At 35.6% G+C, this 18,739-nt stretch carries 26 protein-coding genes and 1 tRNA gene; 2 read left to right on the top strand and 25 right to left on the bottom strand.

What is annotated here, in order from left to right:
* Positions 1-23: 23 nt before the first annotated feature.
* From T498_RS0113815 to T498_RS15940, 15 genes are all read right to left on the bottom strand, one after another.
* Positions 24-452, bottom strand: a complete 429-nt coding sequence (locus T498_RS0113815) for a hypothetical protein (protein WP_155951083.1) — start codon at positions 450-452, stop codon at positions 24-26.
* Positions 453-491: 39 nt separating this feature from the next.
* Positions 492-803: a hypothetical protein gene (locus tag T498_RS0113810; RefSeq protein ID WP_155951082.1), complete on the bottom strand. Its 312-nt coding sequence runs from the start codon at positions 801-803 to the stop codon at positions 492-494.
* Between the two features lie 417 nt (positions 804-1,220).
* Complete coding sequence (locus T498_RS0113805) at positions 1,221-1,520, bottom strand: hypothetical protein (RefSeq protein WP_028236435.1); 300 nt, start codon at positions 1,518-1,520, stop codon at positions 1,221-1,223.
* An 865-nt stretch (positions 1,521-2,385) separates the two neighbouring features.
* On the bottom strand, positions 2,386-2,685 hold the full coding sequence (locus T498_RS0113800) for a hypothetical protein (protein ID WP_028236434.1): 300 nt from the start codon (positions 2,683-2,685) through the stop codon (positions 2,386-2,388).
* 11 nt (positions 2,686-2,696) lie between these two features.
* On the bottom strand, positions 2,697-3,080 hold the full coding sequence (locus T498_RS0113795; protein ID WP_028236433.1) for a hypothetical protein: 384 nt from the start codon (positions 3,078-3,080) through the stop codon (positions 2,697-2,699).
* A gap of 99 nt (positions 3,081-3,179) precedes the next feature.
* Positions 3,180-3,698, bottom strand: coding sequence for a 2'-5' RNA ligase family protein (locus tag T498_RS0113790; RefSeq protein ID WP_028236432.1), 519 nt, complete (start codon positions 3,696-3,698; stop codon positions 3,180-3,182).
* 46 nt (positions 3,699-3,744) lie between these two features.
* Positions 3,745-4,281: a hypothetical protein gene (locus T498_RS0113785; RefSeq protein WP_028236431.1), complete on the bottom strand. Its 537-nt coding sequence runs from the start codon at positions 4,279-4,281 to the stop codon at positions 3,745-3,747.
* Positions 4,278-5,405 carry a DUF6765 family protein gene (locus T498_RS0113780; RefSeq protein ID WP_028236430.1) on the bottom strand — a complete coding sequence of 376 codons (1,128 nt, stop codon included), beginning with the start codon at positions 5,403-5,405 and terminating at the stop codon, positions 4,278-4,280. Before T498_RS0113780 ends, T498_RS0113785 begins: the two co-directional genes overlap by 4 nt.
* Positions 5,406-5,426: 21 nt before the next feature.
* Positions 5,427-5,900 (bottom strand): hypothetical protein, encoded by a 474-nt coding sequence (locus T498_RS0113775; RefSeq protein WP_028236429.1) that lies wholly within the window; start codon positions 5,898-5,900, stop codon positions 5,427-5,429.
* A gap of 55 nt (positions 5,901-5,955) precedes the next feature.
* Positions 5,956-6,843, bottom strand: a complete 888-nt coding sequence (locus tag T498_RS0113770; RefSeq protein ID WP_028236428.1) for an alpha/beta hydrolase — start codon at positions 6,841-6,843, stop codon at positions 5,956-5,958.
* A 16-nt stretch (positions 6,844-6,859) separates the two neighbouring features.
* Positions 6,860-7,555, bottom strand: coding sequence for a hypothetical protein (locus T498_RS0113765; protein WP_028236427.1), 696 nt, complete (start codon positions 7,553-7,555; stop codon positions 6,860-6,862).
* 31 nt (positions 7,556-7,586) lie between these two features.
* Complete coding sequence (locus T498_RS0113760; RefSeq protein WP_028236426.1) at positions 7,587-8,537, bottom strand: hypothetical protein; 951 nt, start codon at positions 8,535-8,537, stop codon at positions 7,587-7,589.
* Between the two features lie 130 nt (positions 8,538-8,667).
* A complete protein-coding gene (locus T498_RS0113755) occupies positions 8,668-9,681 on the bottom strand; it encodes an HD-GYP domain-containing protein (protein WP_028236425.1) in 1,014 nt (337 codons plus the stop codon).
* Positions 9,682-9,701: 20 nt separating this feature from the next.
* Entirely contained in the window at positions 9,702-11,027 is a 1,326-nt protein-coding gene (locus tag T498_RS0113750) for an ABC transporter substrate-binding protein (RefSeq protein ID WP_028236424.1), read from the bottom strand.
* Between the two features lie 2 nt (positions 11,028-11,029).
* Complete coding sequence (locus T498_RS15940) at positions 11,030-13,846, bottom strand: ATP-binding protein (protein WP_051524843.1); 2,817 nt, start codon at positions 13,844-13,846, stop codon at positions 11,030-11,032.
* 199 nt (positions 13,847-14,045) lie between these two features.
* Between T498_RS15940 and T498_RS0113740 the strand changes: the two genes are divergently transcribed.
* Positions 14,046-14,130, top strand: a tRNA-Leu gene (locus tag T498_RS0113740).
* A 13-nt stretch (positions 14,131-14,143) separates the two neighbouring features.
* Here the strand turns inward: T498_RS0113740 and T498_RS17035 are convergent.
* Positions 14,144-14,317 carry a hypothetical protein gene (locus T498_RS17035; RefSeq protein WP_155951081.1) on the bottom strand — a complete coding sequence of 58 codons (174 nt, stop codon included), beginning with the start codon at positions 14,315-14,317 and terminating at the stop codon, positions 14,144-14,146.
* A 143-nt stretch (positions 14,318-14,460) separates the two neighbouring features.
* On the opposite strand from T498_RS17035, the gene T498_RS0113730 reads away from it, so the two are divergent.
* Entirely contained in the window at positions 14,461-14,766 is a 306-nt protein-coding gene (locus T498_RS0113730; protein ID WP_028236422.1) for a hypothetical protein, read from the top strand.
* A gap of 58 nt (positions 14,767-14,824) precedes the next feature.
* Here T498_RS0113730 and T498_RS15935 read toward each other — a convergent pair whose 3' ends face one another.
* The 9 genes from T498_RS15935 to T498_RS17315 all read right to left on the bottom strand — a co-directional run bounded on the left by T498_RS15935 (position 14,825) and on the right by T498_RS17315 (position 18,382).
* Complete coding sequence (locus T498_RS15935; protein WP_036978615.1) at positions 14,825-15,637, bottom strand: PD-(D/E)XK nuclease family transposase; 813 nt, start codon at positions 15,635-15,637, stop codon at positions 14,825-14,827.
* A 331-nt stretch (positions 15,638-15,968) separates the two neighbouring features.
* The gene (locus tag T498_RS0113720) at positions 15,969-16,382 is read right to left on the bottom strand and encodes an EamA family transporter (protein ID WP_028236421.1); all 414 of its coding nucleotides are present in this window, start codon (positions 16,380-16,382) and stop codon (positions 15,969-15,971) included.
* Between the two features lie 23 nt (positions 16,383-16,405).
* Positions 16,406-16,864, bottom strand: a complete 459-nt coding sequence (locus T498_RS0113715; RefSeq protein ID WP_028236420.1) for an HD domain-containing protein — start codon at positions 16,862-16,864, stop codon at positions 16,406-16,408.
* Between the two features lie 13 nt (positions 16,865-16,877).
* Entirely contained in the window at positions 16,878-17,048 is a 171-nt protein-coding gene (locus T498_RS0113710; protein ID WP_028236419.1) for a hypothetical protein, read from the bottom strand.
* Positions 17,049-17,059: 11 nt separating this feature from the next.
* Complete coding sequence (locus tag T498_RS15930) at positions 17,060-17,335, bottom strand: HNH endonuclease (protein WP_051524842.1); 276 nt, start codon at positions 17,333-17,335, stop codon at positions 17,060-17,062.
* The gene (locus T498_RS0113700; protein WP_028236418.1) at positions 17,304-17,699 is read right to left on the bottom strand and encodes a DUF4186 domain-containing protein; all 396 of its coding nucleotides are present in this window, start codon (positions 17,697-17,699) and stop codon (positions 17,304-17,306) included. Before T498_RS0113700 ends, T498_RS15930 begins: the two co-directional genes overlap by 32 nt.
* The gene (locus T498_RS0113695) at positions 17,699-18,040 is read right to left on the bottom strand and encodes a phenylpyruvate tautomerase MIF-related protein (RefSeq protein WP_028236417.1); all 342 of its coding nucleotides are present in this window, start codon (positions 18,038-18,040) and stop codon (positions 17,699-17,701) included. The genes T498_RS0113700 and T498_RS0113695 overlap by 1 nt, the downstream gene beginning before the upstream one ends.
* A gap of 29 nt (positions 18,041-18,069) precedes the next feature.
* A complete protein-coding gene (locus tag T498_RS0113690; protein WP_028236416.1) occupies positions 18,070-18,282 on the bottom strand; it encodes a hypothetical protein in 213 nt (70 codons plus the stop codon).
* 1 nt (position 18,283) lies between these two features.
* The gene (locus T498_RS17315) at positions 18,284-18,382 is read right to left on the bottom strand and encodes a zinc-ribbon domain-containing protein (RefSeq protein WP_442960126.1); all 99 of its coding nucleotides are present in this window, start codon (positions 18,380-18,382) and stop codon (positions 18,284-18,286) included.
* Between the last annotated feature and the right edge of the window lie 357 nt (positions 18,383-18,739).

Genomic DNA, 18,739 nt, shown 5'->3' with positions numbered 1-18,739 from the left:
CATAGATATCCTGAAAAAATCTATCATGCATTGCTATCAGAATTATCATTGCTATCATTTTGAGCTTTTTGTTGTTCCTGTATTTTTACTAGAGGTATTTTATTTTTTATGCGTTCATATTTAGCCAAGTAGGCAGGCACATTATAACCATTTAAAATATTTATAGCTTCTATTTCTAATAACCCATACTTTCTTTGTAGCTCAATGCGTAACTTACGTCTTATTCCAGTATCACTTACATCCTCTCCCAATAACTCTACTTTTTTCCTATACTCTCCCAATAACTCTACTTTTTGCCTATACTCTTTCACAACCTCAAGCGTAATCCAATCATATTCATTTTCGACATGCCAAGCATACTGCTTATCGACAGCCTTTTGGGCTCTAGCTAGTTTTCTAGCTAACTTTTGTTCTTCATTTTGCGGTTCCACAATTTCCTCCATTAATTTCATTCTTTCTACTTGTGATTCTGCTGTATAAAGTTATTGAATTTAAAGTTTTGTGGTAATCTCTAGCATTTCTTTTTTCCAGGCTTCAACCTTCGCGCCGCCAGTAAACCATCGCACATCATATCGTGGATCTAGAATACGCATCCACTCATCGTTTACTGCATAATACATGGCCTCGGTACCTCTTTTTCTTATATACATTAAGACTTCTCTAACCCAAACAATTGCAGCTTCCTTTATTACAAAAGGAACCCTACAAATAATTTCTCTTTTATCCTCTTTTATAACTTCCATTTTCATAAGTTTCTCTCGGGCAACAAATCCGTCCCGAAGAAATATTTTTTCTTCATCCACGCCTGTTATCCTATGAAGTTCAAGATCTTCCTCACATTTTGAGTTATCACATCGTACTGTTAAAATGTATAAGAGTGTGTATTCCATTTTTTGTACCTTTCTTAAGATAGTGCATAAACCTGTGTTTCTTAACGAGCACATAATAAAAAAAACGATGTACCTTTTTGGGCACATCGCATTTTATTTTTAAACTATTTATATATTTTTTAGGGTAAGATATATAGAAATTGCTTTAAATGATATTCTTGTAAACACGGTACTTCATTATCTAGAACTATTTAATGCAACATTACAGAGGTAAAAGCAAAACCAATAGTGCTATTGCATTTAGTAATGGAAATATTAGGCAAAATTAAAGGAGCTAATCAGCTCCTTTTTTATATGTTTATTTAGCTAAACAAACTGAAATTATATAATTCACTTCACCCAGAAGCATGCTACTAAAATTACGCAGATAATAGATGGAATGAAGATAAGCAGTCTATTTTTCTTATTTCCAAATTGAATATATCCATAACCAAAGATGTTTGCTATTATTAGTGGAATCATTCCAATAGTAAGAAGCCAACCTCCTCTTTCCCATCTTTCCATCGGAAGCATTGCATCTGGTGCATCAACTATAGTGCCTCCGAAAAGAAACAAATAACTGCTATAAGTAAGGCATAGGCAGCCAATCGCATTTAACAAAATTAACAGCCAAGAAAATGCGTTTTTCATATTTAAAATCCTTTCAAAATCCGATTTATCAATGTCTATATATTTAGTATTCTTATTTGTTCTTCAGTGTAGACATGTGCATTTTTCTTCATATGATTATCCTTCCATTGCTAATTATATCAGCAAATGACGGTTAAATCCGTGTCCACAACTTGGTTTAAGGATAAAACATAGAATAATCCGTGTTAAAGCATGTCTATGGCTTGGATTTGTTATAAAAAATACGGTTTATTCTTTTTTGAGCGTGTCCACTCTATGGGGTTCATTTTATTCATTTTACTAGTTGATTTGACTGTTTCCAAGCTGACATTATTATCTTTATCTATTTTAAATCTTGTAATTTGCTCTAGTTTACGGGATATTTCTAGAATTATCATTGTTGTTCCGTAGTGATATTTCATACATAATAAAAAAGTACGGTATAAGCTATAGAAATCTCAAAATATCCCGTAGAATAAAGCCTAATAACAATGTATCTATATCTGCTTTTATCAATCAGCACTCTATTTCTACGGGACTAATTGTTAGTTTTCAATGATTATACCGTAAAATATGTCAAGTTACCCAAAATAGCTACGGTAAACTATTCGAAAAACTACATCCATACCGTAAATCCCTACAAACTACCATGCTGGAATATTATTAACATTTTTATTTATAGTTCAAATCTTGTAAAGATGTGACATTGACCAATAATTTCTTACTTCGCCCAACTAGTACCAACCATGATTTAGTTTTAGCGCTATAATAAAAGGCTTAATCTATAATTCTAAAAATTAAGTGTGTCTAGAATCCATAAATTGGAAAAATTAAAGGAGCTGTTCAAACTAGCTCCCTTTCTTACTTTGATATAGTGCATATTCAATTAAAGTGCTTTACGTACAACTCCCTTAGGGTCTTTTATTAAAACATATACAATCCAAATAATCATTGCAAATGCAATAACAGAAAGACCTAAAAAGCTGTCATTGATCATATCTTCTAATGCTGGGGTAAAGTATTCTGCTCCCATCTCTATATATTCAGCAATAGCATCTACAAACCACATAATAGATGCTCCCCAAAACATAAACATCAATACATGAAGTTTCATATCATCATTTTTTCTGTTGTACCACAAAATTGTAGTAATAAGAGCTGCAAAAACTGTAATTAATAATGTCATGCCCGCACCTCCTAATTTCCAGATTTAACGCCTGAAAGAGGACGCTTAACAATAATATCTGCCGCAACGCAAATACCAATCCATACAACAGTTACAAGAACAGCCATTCCAACACCTACTGTTCCCATTTCATGTAGCATTTCTGCTTTATCTGCCGGATTCTCCATCGCAGTTAAAAATGGAAAAAATGGCTTAACCTCTCCATGCCATACATGCTCGTATGCTAGAAGCACTGAGCCTCCCCAAAGAAGATTTGTAAGCCACTTTAACTTACGTGAAAATGGAATACCACTCTTGTTTTCAGATTTTTCCTGTTTTAACCCCTTCTTATCAATTGTTTTCTTTACTATTGTTGTTACAACAGCTTCGCCAGCTGGTATTGTAAAACAAGCCATAACACTACCTCCTTATTAATTACTACTATTGGATTATAGCAATTTAAAGAGATTGGTGGTTATTCATTTTTCACATCGTTATATTCCTAATTCGAATAATTAATCTGGTATTCCTTTTATATCTTTATGAGGATTAACACTGGCTAAGCTTATACGTACAATATCTGCCTTCAGTTCCTTAAAATCACTCATACACATAACTGCTTTAGTCATCTGCTCCTTGTTTAAAGTCTTTGCCAGTGTGATATGAGGAAACCATGATAGCGGCTTATAAAATTTGCTGATATTCGTCTCTGGAATATTAGCAAAGACCTCACAAATATCCTGCTGTAGTTCAAACAAATATTGATTAATATATGGAGCAGCATAAATCACCTTCGGCATAAACTGACCAATAGAGATAATAGATATTTCCCCAGGACTAAATTTGCCATTAAGATTATCGAATGCTGGCAATAATGCCTCTGCACTTCTTGCCTCTATTGCAGTTAAAGTCATATGAGGTGGAATATTATTATCAATCATAAAGTTATTACCAGATGCCTCTGCTATTATGTCAATGTACTTCTGAAGATGCTCAGTTGTATCATTATCAAAATAAGCTGAAACTAAATACATGCTATTCCCCTTTTCCACTTAGTTAAATTCTGTAGCGTAAAGACTATTATTCAATCAGAATAAATGTCGTTCTTCTAAAAGAATTAATGATTCTCATAATGGCCGAATATATAAGGCCTATACTATATATTATAAGAGCCGTATTATTATGTCTTATAAAAATCAGGCATGATAATGCCAGAATAAAATTTACGATGCCGTGGCTAAATTTCATTTTCCACGGTCCATCTACTTCCTTTTTAGACTCTAAAGCCCTTAGGACTTCAACAATCCCAGCGAATCCATTAATCAATACTAAATACAAAAGTATATATATTTTTGGCACATTGGATAATGAACCTGTTAGTAAGGCAAAATCAAGCAAAACAACTCCTTGAAACAAAATGATTTTGCCTCCAACCATATGTCTTGCCATAGTTATATAAAAAATAATATCCTTGATTCCTTTTATGGTAAGACCTAAAAATAATACTCCAATAACTAAAATATATGCCTCATCGCTTGGGTTTATTAGGAAAATTAACCCAATTAGAATCATTATTAATCCAATTAAAATGTTTCTGATTCTTTGAAAAATTGTCATTTTTGATTTCCTCTAAAAAACCTATTGAGAAAGCTGCCTCTAGCAACACCTGCAAGCTTGTTTCCACTCTTTCCTATTTCATCAATAACCATGCCCTTGTGAGCAATTGCGCCACGAATGAACTTACCTAAATAAGTCTCATCCTTATCTTTTTTGTTGGCAGACACATATTCATTAAAATATTTATCTATGGCAAAATCTTCTATGACTTGTCCGGACAATTCTTCTCCAAAAGCTTTCCAGTCTTCACTGGCTAAAAGCTGTCTTTTTTCGATAATGCCTTGAATCCGTTCCTTCCACTGGCTAATTGCCTCAGTATCATATTTATCTATTTCAAATGATTGATTAATTCCACGAATATATTTCATCGCATAAATCATTTGAGTAAAGGCTTTCATATAGTCTGATGGATTATCCTTTGTGATTTCTCCATATTCACCCCATGCAGGAAGATATTTATATCTGACGAAACTATAATCTGGCAGATGTCCCGCTCTACCGTGCCCTAGATTCATAATAGAATTCTCATTACTTTGATATAAACTATTTGTATAAACACTATTATCTAAATCATCTGGCACTGATTTCTTATGTACAAATTTGATTTGCCTTTCCTTAAAACCGTCCCCCTCAGGGATGAGCTCATAGAATACATAATTAGTATTATTTATAACTAGAGATGGTGTGCCTGCAAAATTGGCATGAGCCCAAGTATCAGCCAACACATGCATTGCAATTCCAACGGACTGAATAGGCTTTCCTTTTGCAAGCTCCACTGTTTTTACTACCAAATCACCGTTGGGACCACATATAAGTCTGTACTTGTTGCGATAGCGTCTTGAGCATTTCTTTTTTTCAGCAAAAAGATCCTTAGGCAGAAAATGGAATGATGACCAAATGCGAGTAATATCCTGAAGCCCAACCGGATCTGTTCTGGCATCCATAAGCTCTAGCTGTAGCTGTGTTGTTGCAGCATTGCCAGGCCCTTTTATTTTAGATAAAAGAGTTCTCGAACACACATCAACAAACTGTGCACTATATGCAATATCCAAGCTTTCTTTATGAGAATAACCGGCTATAAAAGCTGCGCAATATGTTGCGTAATAGTGAAAATCTTCCTGCATATATTGGTTTACCCCCGTATCTCAATCATTGATTCTTTTAATTTTGAGTGTTGAAATTATTACAATTATCAAAATGTAGATAGTGGTAAGATCCACCAAGATTGACGCGATTGTCGTATCAATCGTATCCACATTCTGCAGACTTTCATAATAAGGCAACAAACCTAGCACATTTATTACAGCGTATATTATTGCAGCAACAAAATATCCTTTTTTGTGTTGCTTTCCTTTAGAAGCTTTCATTGCATTTCCGCCAATATACAAATGTATTTTCATAATAATAAGCGAAAGAATAAAAACCAGAATGAGCACTATAGATATACCAACAGGCCCCAAATCCTTTATTCCACCCTCTTCACCAAAAACATCATCAGAGTTCAGCAAAACTTCAATAAAGACTTTCGCACAGCTCCATGCGCCCATGATGATTACACCTATACCGCTTACATTTAAATCATCTTCATATTTTCTTAGTAAAGCTTTTTCTGTATTCATCTAAATCGCCTCTTACTTATTTTTACAAAGTCATCTGATTTTAGACAACACATATCTAATTTATAAATTTTCTAAAGAAATCACATTCTTCATCATTACATATTTTGGCAGCATCCTCTCGAATTCTCAGCATGAAAACATGACCCAATTCATTATCTTTATCACCATAAAAATGAAATTCGTGAGGCACTGAATACTTTATAAACTTATCTATCATAAGTGCTGGCTGATCTATCAAAAAATCTCCTGTAGCAGTTACAATAAAACATGGAGGAAAATCTGAGTTCACTTTTGATGATACATTAATCAGTTCCATTTCTTCTTCTGTACCATGATTCGGCATTAAATCGTGCATAAGGCCTGTGTTCATGTCTTCGGGATCATCAGATAATTCCAGTTTAAATGCACCACAATTTAGCACAATTGCCTTTGGTTTGAAGCCCTCTAAAGGCTTAAAACTGAAAAGCTTAGTATAATCTTTATTAGTACAAAATGCTGAATAAAGACCTAAAATATGTGCGCCAGCCGAGTCTCCTACCGCAAAAACATTTTCAGTATCAAAGCAGTATTCTGAAGCATGAGCAAAAACCCACTTGAAAACAGAATTTGTATCTTCTAATGAGGCTGGAAACTGAAATTCTGGAGCCAGTCTATAGGTAAAATTTACAACAGCAAAGCCCCTTGTTGCTAAGTCCATACAGTAAAAAGAATAGCGTTCTTTATCTCCATATACCCAAGCTCCGCCATGAACACTAACTATAACAGGCAGCTTCTCATCCCCTGCGTTCTTAGGTCTATATACGTCTAAAGATTGCCACTTTGCATCTTCTCCATAACAAATGTCATCGTATCTAACAATGCTATCAGGTGTAGTTAACCCTAAATCTCTTAAATCATCCGTTTCCTTAAACGCTTTTCTTACGTCATCGCTTATTTTTGACATTTCTATCCTCCCAATATCAATCCCATTCTTCGTTTCTTTTTTGTTTAATCATATCTTTAATTCCACTAATAAGTATACCTATTCCAATTAAAAAAAACGAGAAAATAAATGCAGCGATAGAAATATATACACCCTTATCAGATTCTACAATACAAGAATAAATAATCCCTGGAATCATAATTCCTGATGCAAACATAAACAATAAACCAAGAACAACTCTCATGTTAAAAGAAATTCCATGCCAATCATCTGCTAATGAATAACGCTGATACGCATAGCCTAAATTGGAAAAATATTCTTTTACAGGCGCCTGTATGCTTCGAGAACTAAACTTATTAACTATCAGCCCTGTTTTGCCTGTCTGATTATCCTTTCCAATCTGAGCTTCCCAATTAAACCTAACCGATTTTCCTGCAAACTCTCTTCTTCCTATAGTCAATCCTCCAAGCCCTACGGATTCATAATTTTCTACATAAACGTCCAATGTAGCAAATTTGCCATTAGGCTTTAATCTTACAATATGCCTATAGGATTTTTGTTCTCTTGTAAGCCCTGGCCCATTGATAAAAGTAGTATCTTTCCAATCTACTTGAATAATAAGCATCCCTTGCTCAATAGTACAAATAAAAGGGAATTTGCTTGATAAATCAGATGCCGCTGTTTGTAAAACAGCAAGTCGCTGTTCTTTTGATAATTCAATATTGCTTTTCATTATTTCCCCTAAATATTTTATTCTTAATATCCTATCCAACATACATAATTCCTGAGAATATATCTTCGATATTTGATCCGTTAATAAAATATTCGTATGAATCATAATCGTAAGTGTAATGAAGTCTTACTGTAGTACCTCCATTAACTTCAGCATCTATCCAATCATCCAGATTTGTTCTAACTGGTACAAAGGTGCTGCCAGAAGGTACTGTGATTTTTTCCCCAGTAAGATTACCATCTGCATCTACAACTTCCAGCTCCATGGCTGTGTTTGAAGTAATGCTTTCTGAAGATACATGGGATATGATGGCGCCTGTTGTGTTTGATTCAAGTGAGCCATCTTCGCCTATATGATAATAATCATAGCAGATACATGTACCAAGTGCCCCGGAAACATCTGCAATCAAAATATTATCTGGGTCGCTAAAATCTGGTGCGCCAGAATTTAATTCATCTACATACGAATGAACGTGCCCTATCTCTCCAATATATTCGGCATTACCTTTTGTTATATCAAACTCATAAATATCATAGTAATCATTGCCCCAGGCAACATCTAAAAAGATATATTCTCTGTTATCATCAGTTACTAAATCGTAACATCCCGAAATTTCGCTATAGTTAAATCCACACTCATCAACTATATCTTTGTTTTTGCCATTAACCAATGTAAGAGATGAAATATAAATATAATCATCTCTGGTATTGCCTTCGTATTGGAAATACATATCTAATCCATCAGGATCATCGTCTTCACTAAGCAATGGGATTTCTCCAATGTAGCGCATTTCATTATCAGATTTCTCATCTGATTTATCTTCATCCTCTTCTATCTCCTCAGAGTCTTCTTTTTCTTCAGCATCTTCCTCCTCAAATCTGTCGTGTATATCATAATCATCCTCATTAGAATCATCTGATTTTCCACATCCCAAAAGCATCATTGCTGCAAGTCCAACCAATAATAGTTTTTTATTTTTCATAAATACATTTTCTCCTTCGAATTATTATAGTAGCAATATACTACTTTAACAAACAGACTGCAACTATTTTATATATAAAAATATAGAGCATACTCCTATGAATATGCTCTAAAAAAATCAATTATTTTGATCAGTGTTCATGCAAATTATAATCCACATCTTCTGCAATTATATCTAGCATTATTGCAGCAAATCTTGGATCAAACTGGGAGCCGGAACCTTTCTCCAACTCTTCCTTTACTACTTCCTGAGGAATTAGACCTCTGTAGCTACGATTACTGGTCATTGCATCATAGGCATCAGCCACAGCGATGATTCTAGCCTCTTCCGGAATATCTTCCCCAGAAAGGCCATCAGGATAACCACGGCCGTCAAATCTTTCGTGGTGCCATCTGGCTCCAATAGCAAGCTTTGGCATTTCTTCGATGTTTTCCAATATCTGTGCCCCTCGTTTAGGATGAGTTTTAATCTTCTCAAACTCCTCATCTGTCAATTTACCTGGCTTATTAATCACAGCGTCAGGAACGCCGATTTTACCTACGTCATGAAGAAGGCCCATCATATAGATTTCTTCCTGTCTTTCATAGGAATAACCATATCTTTTGGCGATTTCACGAGCATAATCAGCCACTCGTCCGGAATGGCCCTTTGTATAAGCATCCTTTGCATCAATTGCATCTGCCAAAGTATGAACTACATGAAGAGATAAGCCTTCTATTTCCTTTGTTTTGCGAACAACCTCTGCATGTAAATCTCGTTGCAATCTTATTAAATCCAAAAGATGTGTTACACGCAAAGTTAAAACTTCAGCAACAAATGGTTTTCGAATAAAATCCATGGCACCTAATGAAAGACCCGTCTTTTCAGAATCACAATCGTCGTTAGCCGTAAAGAAAATCACAGGTATCTCTTGTTCGCAGTTTTCATGTTCCCATTCTCTAAGCAGCTTCATTGTTTCAAATCCATCAAGTTCTGGCATTTTGATATCTAAAAGAAGCATATCTACAGTGTTCATTTTTACGTAATCTAAAAGAAGCCTTCCACTTTTTAGACATGTAACCTTAAAGCCTGCTTTAGATAAAACCCCATTAGCGTTTTTTAAAATAATCGCATCATCATCTACTACAACTATACGTTCGTCCATTAGTACCCTTTCTGCTTCATTTATTCTTCCCACAAACTACCATATTCATTAATTGCCTCATCTACAGAAAGCATGCCATTAGCCACCTTATACGCAGCTGCGCGATACTCCTTAGTGACTGCATCATTTAAACCTGTTTCCTGAAAGCTGAAAGCTCTATCCTCTGGGAAACCATCTAGTGACGAATAGACCTCATCTAAAGAAAAATCGTTTGTTGGAGTGATGAGTCGCTTAATTGTCGCCATATTGCCTAGCTCTTTTTCTCTTGCTATGAATCTGATAAATTCATTAGTCATATCAAGATTACTGCTGTTTATATTTACACTGAAAAACAGATTTACAGCATCAAGGAAATATCCGCCATCGTCACCTGTAGGTACTACATAAAACTGGTATTTAAAAGGATTTTCTATAAATGCCTCGGACTTACTCTCTCTCTTTTGGGTACCGGATACCATATCGCCACTTCCAAGCATCATCGGCACATCACCCTCGAAAAATCTAAGAATAACGGCATCATAATCATCTGCTATTTCCTCAGAGCATTTTTCTGGATTGATATATCCTGCATCAACAAATACTTTAATCTTACTTAATGATGTTCGCATGGCTTCACCAGCAGAGGCATCCAAAGAATTAAGCCCATCAACAGAATCTGGATTCTTCAGCACTTCATCGCAGAATAAAGGAAATGCAAATGAATAATAAATCCCTGATACTGTAGTTCCGTTTGCACCCATTATAGGTGATTCGTATCCTGCTGCCTTTAACTTCTCGCAGACATCCATTAGTTCATCATAGTTTTCAGGAATCTCAAGGCCATTTTCTTCAAAAATGTCCATATTTACAAGCATTCCATAAGACCTTGTAAATATTGGAAGCATGATTACATCTCCATTCTCCTGGGTCCATCTGGCGCCTTTTCTAATACAATCCAAATCAATTCCTAATTCTGGATCTGATAGCACTTCTGCGTTGTCAAAAAGAGGAGCCATCCTATCGTCATCAAGCATCCATGACTGCGTTACGTATATATCTGGCGCCTCATCACTTAGTAAGGCACTTGCTATAGTATTTTCATAATCGTCCATGGAAACGTAATTTAAACTAACATTTGGATATATTTCATTGAATCTTTCGAATTCACTTTCAAGTGATTCAAAATTAGAATAATTGCCAGCCACACTTATTTCGCATGATGTCTCTGTTGATAGCTTAGGCTGAAATTCCCCAGTATCTTCCACTTTCTTGCCACATCCTATGGAAATTACCATGATGAAAACAGATGCAACGGCAATTGTTTTTTTGAAAAATGTTTTTGTTTTAAAACCCCTTGAATTAACCATCTTTAACCTTCTTTCTGTGCTAGAATTTCTGGTATCAAATCGTAATCAAAATTATCAATAGCCTTCTTTAAGTCATTGAAACGTGTAGCTTCATTTTCTGGAAAACTATATTCTTCTAATGATTTAATAATGTGCTCAACATTATCATAATCATATGAATCGCAACTATTTTTTATATTTAAATAAGCATCATTAAGAGCTTCATTTGAAATGAGAGGCTTGTTATCATTTATATCTTCTTTAATGCAACCAAGTGGAGCTAATGCCTTTAGTAGCTTTTGGTACTCAACAAGCAAATATCCCAATTCATTTTCTAGAATAGCTCTATCCCCGGATTCGGCAGCCTTTTCAAGTCTTGCCGCTAAATCTCCAAGTTTTAAAGCACCAATCACACGAGAAGTACTCTTTAATGCATGTACCTTTATAGCTGTATTTTTCAGATCACCAGCTTGCCAGTACTTTTCAATCTCGTCGCTATTTTTACTTCCTGTATCAAGATAGTCTTTCAATGTCTCCATATAAGATTCGCGACTTCCGCAATGTGCCAATCCTGTATTAACATCCAAATCATCTAAATCTAAGATGAAGTCTGGTATGAAGAAATCATCTATTTCCTCAGTGTTAGAGGCAGGAGCAATCTTTTCCTTCGGTAGATATGAAAGTAGCAAAGGCTCTAATCTATCTGGGTCGATAGGTTTTGTCATGTAATCGTCAAAACCAGCGCTTATGTATTTTTCTCGCATTCCAGAAATAGCATTGGCTGTAAGACACACAATAGGTGTATTATCATTAGGCGTATTTGATAAAGCCTTCATCTCATTAAGAGTCTCTATACCATCCTTTTCAGGCATCATATGGTCTAGGAAAATAATGTCGTAATGAGTTTCTTTATAGAATTTAATTCCTTCATCACCACAGATTGCCGTATCGATTTGCACTTTCGTACGCTTCAAAAGACTCTTAAATACTGAAAGATTCACACTTGTATCATCTACCACTAAAAGTCTGGCATTAGGTGCAGTAAACATCTCACGGTATTTTTTTCTTTCGGAGATAGCACGTTTGAATGTCTCTTCATAATCTCCAATTGGATTCCAGTCTTTTACGTCCTGCTTTAATTTAAATGAAAAAGTAGACCCACTTCCGTATTCACTTTCTACCTCAATTTGGCTCCCCATTAGGTTAAGAAAGCTCTGGGCTATGCTCATTCCAAGTCCTGTACCTTCAATATTTCTATTTTTATTTTCATCAATGCGCTCAAAAGCCTTAAAAAGACGATTCATATCCTCTGGCTTTATGCCGATTCCTGTATCACTTACGCTTATCTTAAGGAAGATAGAATTCGCTTCATCTTCAATTTTTTCGAAGCCGGCCTTGAAGGTAATCGAACCGTCCTTTGTGTATTTAACAGCATTTGAAAGGATGTTTGTAATAATCTGTTTTATTCTAATCTCATCACCGCTTAAAACAGATGGAATATTATGGTCTACATCAAGATCAAATTTTAATCCCTTATCTTCCGCCTTTCCTTGAACCATATTCACAAGATCATTCAGCATGGAGGCAAAACTATAATCAACATTTACAATATCCATTTTTCCTGCTTCTATTTTTGAAAAATCCAGAATATCATTAATCAGCCCGAGCAATGTTTTACCTGCCGTTCTGATACTTTCGGAATAAGCCACAATCTCATCTTCATGAGTGTCCCTAAGAACCATTTCATTAAGGCCCAAAATTGCATTCATAGGAGTTCTAATATCATGGGACATAGTTGACAGGAAGTGAGATTTTGCTTCATTTGCCTGATTAGCAATCTCTGCAGCTTCCGACAATTTCCTGTTGTAAAACATCAAAATTATATAATTAAACACCAAAAGTATCAGTAATCCAAGCGTTACCATTCCAAGAAGAAGCCAGTCTATAGCTGTGTTGCTTGCCAATTCCCCTGCAGGTATATACGCAAGCAACGACCAGGTATTCATTGATTTCAAAGGCGTATAAGATATTACACATTCCTCTCCCTTTGAATTAAACATGGTCATAGTACCTGATTTTGTTGTAACCCTATCTATCATGGTATTAAAATCATCGATATTTGCTTGATTATAAGATTTATAGTATTCAAAAAAATTGGAGTTCTTTAAAGAATGACCATGTACTAAATAATCTCCGTCCTTATTTATCAGCGAAATTTCAACACTTTCATATTCGCCATTTAAGAACACAAGCTTCTCTTCGAGGACGCTTACAGGCTCTACACGCATTAAAAGCCCTTCTTTTAACTCACCTGTATCTTCATCTAAAATCGTAACTACATTCAAAAAAGCAATTGATTGAACTCCGTTTTGAGGGTTGGTATAGGCTCTTGTCAGGTTTACCACACCATCTTCTCTACTGATATTATCGATATTATCAAATAGGTTAATATTTCGATATGAAACGGAATAATCATCTGGATCTGACAAGCTAGAGTGCGTAGAAATACCGCTTATGTTCGGATCCTCTGGAAAAATCAAATGACCATAGATAATTGGCGAAATCTTTGCCTTTCTGATAAAAGAAATTGCTTCTTCAGCTGTCATTGGATTTCCAGCCTCAGCAGAGCGATTGATGTAATTTGACCAGATATCACATAAATGCTGCTCATCTTCCAAATAATTAGTGACAATCTGCTCAGCACTGACAGTCATTTTTTCAAATGCCTCAATAACGCTATCATTGCTCTCGCGCATCTTATTATTGGCATACTGAACTATGAAGAATAATATCAATCCCATTATCATCAGGTCGATAACAATGACAAGCGTTTTCCTCACGCCTTCACCTCCCAAAAATCAATCCATCCCAGGGACTTACTTAGGGAATTATCTGACAAATATACTATTTTTATTATATCAAAGGTGACCTTTAAGGTCTATAAATTGAATATTACGAATATTTTTATTTTTTGATTTTCTGTTGACGTATGCCGAATTGAATGATAGTATATATTTCGTTGCGAAACATATCGCACCTGCGGAAGTGTCGGAACTGGCAGACGAGCAAGACTAAGGATCTTGTGGCTATTGCAGTCGTGCGGGTTCAAGTCCCGCCTTCCGCATTTTAATTAAGAACTAGAATGCATTCCTAGTTCTTTTTTTATATAGAAAAATGTATAATGCATCCTTGTTCTTAATTAACAGGCCGAAGAGTCCCTTGAACCCGAGGTTCAAGGTCTCCTCGCCCTGAAGGGCTTCGTCGGTCGGTTCGGTGGGAAAAAGGTCCACTGGACCTTTTTCTATTTCCACCTCACCCCGCCTTCCGCATTGGTTATTCTGCTCTCTTTGTAAGAGACACATTATTAGGGATGAATACATTGGAATTAAGACTCATTCTAAATCATAATAGTGCTTTTGGGGTCTTGATGTAATCTACAATAAATGCTACTGAAATGGAGATATTTGCATATCTAACATATCAGGGACATATTGGAAATAAGATTCCTGGTGCCATAAATAATTACGCAGCCTATAAATCACTAAAATATCAGGATGAATTGCATGAAAATAATAATATAGCTGAATATGGTAATAGATTATTCACTAGTGCTCAGATGGATGCAACTGCCATAATTAAGCATGTTTATTCATGGATGAAAACCATTAACCATCCAGATGCACAAAAACAAGCAGGCTGGTGCGAAGATTTATTAGCAATGCTTAGTCCTGCAAATGATACGCTGGAGACCTTTATTTAGAGAATATAAAAGTAGCAGCAGTGACACTAATGTGTCCTGCTGCTACTTTTGTTATAGCCTATTTTTGAAGTTGCTGAGTGATTATTGAACGCTCTCTGTCTGAAACGCCCATATTAGTGAGAGTCTGTTCAAGAGTCCATTTCATATTTGTCATAAGATTTTTAACAGTTTCAATTTTGTCTTCAGTCTTGTATTCTTCTGCGTATTTTTTTACTGATTCACACATAATATCACGTCCTTCCTCAGTTTCCTTGAAATGATGTAGACCTTCGGCTAATTCCTTGTAATACATGCCGTCGGAAGTCTTTGAATTGAAATCATGCATCAGCATACCGATTTCATCATTTCCTTTATATTTACCATTTACATATATAATGTGTGAGCCGTCATTTAATGGCTCTCCTGTTTCAAGAACAACTCTATCTGCTCTATATATCGGTAATCCCTTACCAAATTTATCATGTTTGTAAATGAAGATTACATAAGAATCTTTTAGGATCTTAAAGGCATCTCCTTCTTTAAGCATTCTTGAGTCGATTACGGCACTATGAAATCTTGGTCTGCGTACATGAGCACCTTCAGAGCTGCCTTGTACCTCGATATCTATTTCATCGCCATTTACGTCAATCGCATGAACATCAAGAGTTATATCTCTACCGCCTACTATAGGACTCCTTAATTCCTCTTGAACTTCAATATCAGTTACTTGTATATTTCTTCCAAGAATAATTCTCAAAAGAAGTTCTGTTGCTGGAATATTATGGTTGAATACTAAAGTCATTAAATCATCGTCGAAAAGTGTCATATCATCGACAAGCTTCTTAACCTTAGCATCATTCTGCTCCGCAACTTTTGCGTTTATACCTGTCATATAAATATATTACTCCTTATGTTAATAATATCATCTTGTATTACCTAAAACAATCATTAAATCAATTTAGAATGTCCTCGTATTAATATGTGTAAAATGCCTGTAATTAAGGGATTTATAAAAAAGACAACCAAAGGGACAACGGGTAATGCCGGCATGCTTTTCCTCCTTGATTTTACAGGTGTTCCCGACATATATGTCGGTTCAAGGTCTCCTCGCCCTGAAGGGCTTCGTCGGTCGGTTCGGTGGGAAAAAGGTCCACTGGACCTTTTTCTATTTCCACCTCACCCCGCCTTCCGCACGATAATTAAGAGTCCCCAAATTAGTATTCTTAAAGTACCAACAATAAGGTTCCAGCACCAATTAGTGCACATCCTGCAAGTGATTTTATAGTAAAGTCTTCATGTAAAAATACAAAAGCTAAAACTAGAGTGATAACAACACTTAGCTTATCAATCGGAACAACTTTAGATGCATCACCAATCTGCAAAGCCTTGTAGTAGCATAACCACGATGCACCAGTAGCCAGACCGGATAATATTAGGAAAATCCAGCTCTTTTTGCTTATAGCAACTACGCCACTTTGGGTATTTGTGATAAACACCATTATCCAGGCCATAGCAACCACCACGACAGTACGAATAGCTGTAGCTAAGTTTGAGTTTACTCCTTCAATACCAATCTTAGCTAAGATTGAAGTTAAGGCAGCGAATATAGCTGATAATAAAGCAAATACAAACCACATGTTAGACCTCCCAAATATCATTTCTACAAACCGAACTCTTTACAAAGGTTTTCATATCGCTTTTGCTCTTTTTCTTTGATAGGCTTAGATGAATCTTTAAAACAATGGTCTATTACATCGGCATCCTTAAGAAGTTCATCCATAGGGGAATCAATTACTAGTTTGTCATCATGATGATATATTGCAGAGCAAATGGTATCTGTTTCTTCTGCAGAAGTTATAGCTAATTCATCAAGAATCTTTCTAGCTAAATCAGCGCCTAAATGTGCGTGATCATCATATGAGCCACTCTTATATGCATGCATATCGTGAAGCATTGCTGCCATTGCTGCAAGTTCTTCATTAAGCCCACGTTTCTTTGCTAGAATTGTGGCTGCAAGAGATACACCATAAAGATGTGCTGTAGCACTGGTGCGCTTCTCTTCTTCCAAAAGATTTAGTTCTTTATCTACGTATTCACGAAGTGTTTTTAATCTGCTCATTTGCTATCCTCCCCTAGATTAGAAAATATTGCATCAGTTCATATTTCAAATTACTACCCTCTTCTATATCTGCAGGTAGCAAGGCACGAGCTACTAATTTGAGCTCATCTGTGTCAATATCAGTTCTCTTTAAATTGGCATAATCGCCATCAATACTTTCTACTACGTAAAACCAGGTTTCCATATAACCTCCCATTATCTTGAATATTTTATAAGTTCATCTATGTATTCTTTGCCTAGATATTTACAGCAATCTTCTACGGACATAAGTCTAGAGCCTTTTGCTCTGTTACAGGCTTTGCAAAGTGGAATAAGATTTCTAAAGTCATCAGTTCCACCATGATATTTAGGAATGAAATGGTCTATTGTTTGTTTATCAATAGGCACTGCTTTACCACATTTGGCACACAGGCCATTAGACTTCTTCCAAACTTCTGATTTAAGATTTCTTTTCTTCTTTCGTCTCCCCATTGGCTTCTAACTCTTTCTCAATCCATGTCATGATTACATCAACTAAATAATCTTGCTGAATTTGGCTTAGTTCCTTGCCAGGCTGCATTTTGTGCCATTTTCTAATGCACTCTCTACAACAGGTAGCTGTTGCATGTTGAGCAACGAATACAGGATGGCCCTTTGTAGGAGTTTGCTTGCCATCATTAGGGATAACAGCAGGAGCTTCTCTTTTAGCAATGAAATCTGCAGCGTGATCTCTTATAGTATCTAGCCCCTTCTCATGTATATAGTCTATATCTTTTTGCTTTAATTTAAAACTTGTTCTAAATTTAGAATTGCCCAGCCTTGTAAACAGCTGAGCAAACCACTCTTCTCTATTCATTAAAAGTTACTTCCATTCCAGCCCCAGTCATTTACAGGGTGATAGGTTACATATACGGCATTACCTGGAATTCCAAGCTTTTCCTCAAACAAACTACAGATTTGGCCTGTGAGTTTATCGTATGATTCTGCTGGTGCATTTCCATATAGACTTACAGAAACATAAGCGCCTTTATCAAGCTTCTTACCACCAAGCCATAGGTCATAAGCATCTTCAATTCCGACCATTAGATAAGTTTCACTTTTACCTAAAGTAGTTATGAGCTTTCCTAATTCTGATTTGATTTCTTCCTTCAATTCTGAAGTAACTGGTACTGTAATTTTTGAATCAATAAATGGCATGACATTACGCTCCTTTTCTAAATACTAGCTTACTTAAATAGGCCTCCGGCAATATCTTTAATCTCTTTCATATCAATTTTTCCGTCGGCTAATGCATCTTTAACCTTCTTGACATCAGCCTCGTCAACTTTTACACCGGCCTTATTTAAAAGGTCTTTTGCCTGATTAACATCTGCCGACTTAAGCTTGTCTAAAAGATCCTTGTTACCTGCTACCTTAGTAATAATATCCTTAACATCCATTTCAAAACCTCCTTCCACACTTAGGGCAAAAATCAAAGTCTTCTGATGTCTCATAGCCACAGTTATTGCTGTGTTTGAAGAAGCCCTTAGCCTTTCCCAATCCATAAACTGGTTTTAAAAATAGCCCATTTTCTAGTAATGGCCGTCTACTGTAATTCTATCAGTTTTTATGGTTGTATGATAGTCACATTTGTGCCCCCTGTATTTGTCATTAAATTTCTTCTTTTACGGAACAAATTCATCTTTTATGCGTTTCATACCGTAGTTAAAAATCTTAATATAGCTCATTTTACGGAATTCTATGCCTAATTAATGATTCTATTCCGTAAGATATTTCTTCAATTTAACTCAATTAAATCTACACATTCCATTTTCTATATGATTTCTACGGTATTACAGCGTAAACATCAACACATTTACCGTAAATGTCTCTCAACCATCAAATAATACTACGGTA

Source organism: Pseudobutyrivibrio sp. MD2005 (genome assembly GCF_000621865.1).
Lineage (GTDB): Bacteria > Bacillota > Clostridia > Lachnospirales > Lachnospiraceae > Pseudobutyrivibrio.
Note: the sequence above shows the minus strand (reverse complement) of the source record. Positions and strands in the feature narration are given on the sequence as shown.

Bases quoted from the DNA above. Each gene is read 5' to 3' on its own strand.
- T498_RS0113815 (WP_155951083.1), bottom strand. From the start codon at position 452: ATGAAATTAATGGAGGAAATTGTGGAACCGCAAAATGAAGAACAAAAG.
- T498_RS0113805 (WP_028236435.1), bottom strand. From the start codon at position 1,520: ATGAAAAACGCATTTTCTTGGCTGTTAATTTTGTTAAATGCGATTGGC.
- T498_RS0113800 (WP_028236434.1), bottom strand. From the start codon at position 2,685: ATGACATTATTAATTACAGTTTTTGCAGCTCTTATTACTACAATTTTG.
- T498_RS0113795 (WP_028236433.1), bottom strand. From the start codon at position 3,080: ATGGCTTGTTTTACAATACCAGCTGGCGAAGCTGTTGTAACAACAATA.
- T498_RS0113790 (WP_028236432.1), bottom strand. From the start codon at position 3,698: ATGTATTTAGTTTCAGCTTATTTTGATAATGATACAACTGAGCATCTT.
- T498_RS0113785 (WP_028236431.1), bottom strand. From the start codon at position 4,281: ATGACAATTTTTCAAAGAATCAGAAACATTTTAATTGGATTAATAATG.
- T498_RS0113780 (WP_028236430.1), bottom strand. From the start codon at position 5,405: ATGCAGGAAGATTTTCACTATTACGCAACATATTGCGCAGCTTTTATA.
- T498_RS0113775 (WP_028236429.1), bottom strand. From the start codon at position 5,900: ATGAATACAGAAAAAGCTTTACTAAGAAAATATGAAGATGATTTAAAT.
- T498_RS0113770 (WP_028236428.1), bottom strand. From the start codon at position 6,843: ATGTCAAAAATAAGCGATGACGTAAGAAAAGCGTTTAAGGAAACGGAT.
- T498_RS0113765 (WP_028236427.1), bottom strand. From the start codon at position 7,555: ATGAAAAGCAATATTGAATTATCAAAAGAACAGCGACTTGCTGTTTTA.
- T498_RS0113760 (WP_028236426.1), bottom strand. From the start codon at position 8,537: ATGAAAAATAAAAAACTATTATTGGTTGGACTTGCAGCAATGATGCTT.
- T498_RS0113755 (WP_028236425.1), bottom strand. From the start codon at position 9,681: ATGGACGAACGTATAGTTGTAGTAGATGATGATGCGATTATTTTAAAA.
- T498_RS0113750 (WP_028236424.1), bottom strand. From the start codon at position 11,027: ATGGTTAATTCAAGGGGTTTTAAAACAAAAACATTTTTCAAAAAAACA.
- T498_RS0113730 (WP_028236422.1), top strand. From the start codon at position 14,461: ATGGAGATATTTGCATATCTAACATATCAGGGACATATTGGAAATAAG.
- T498_RS15935 (WP_036978615.1), bottom strand. From the start codon at position 15,637: ATGACAGGTATAAACGCAAAAGTTGCGGAGCAGAATGATGCTAAGGTT.
- T498_RS0113720 (WP_028236421.1), bottom strand. From the start codon at position 16,382: ATGTGGTTTGTATTTGCTTTATTATCAGCTATATTCGCTGCCTTAACT.
- T498_RS0113715 (WP_028236420.1), bottom strand. From the start codon at position 16,864: ATGAGCAGATTAAAAACACTTCGTGAATACGTAGATAAAGAACTAAAT.
- T498_RS0113710 (WP_028236419.1), bottom strand. From the start codon at position 17,048: ATGGAAACCTGGTTTTACGTAGTAGAAAGTATTGATGGCGATTATGCC.
- T498_RS15930 (WP_051524842.1), bottom strand. From the start codon at position 17,335: ATGGGGAGACGAAAGAAGAAAAGAAATCTTAAATCAGAAGTTTGGAAG.
- T498_RS0113700 (WP_028236418.1), bottom strand. From the start codon at position 17,699: ATGAATAGAGAAGAGTGGTTTGCTCAGCTGTTTACAAGGCTGGGCAAT.
- T498_RS0113695 (WP_028236417.1), bottom strand. From the start codon at position 18,040: ATGCCATTTATTGATTCAAAAATTACAGTACCAGTTACTTCAGAATTG.
- T498_RS0113690 (WP_028236416.1), bottom strand. From the start codon at position 18,282: ATGGATGTTAAGGATATTATTACTAAGGTAGCAGGTAACAAGGATCTT.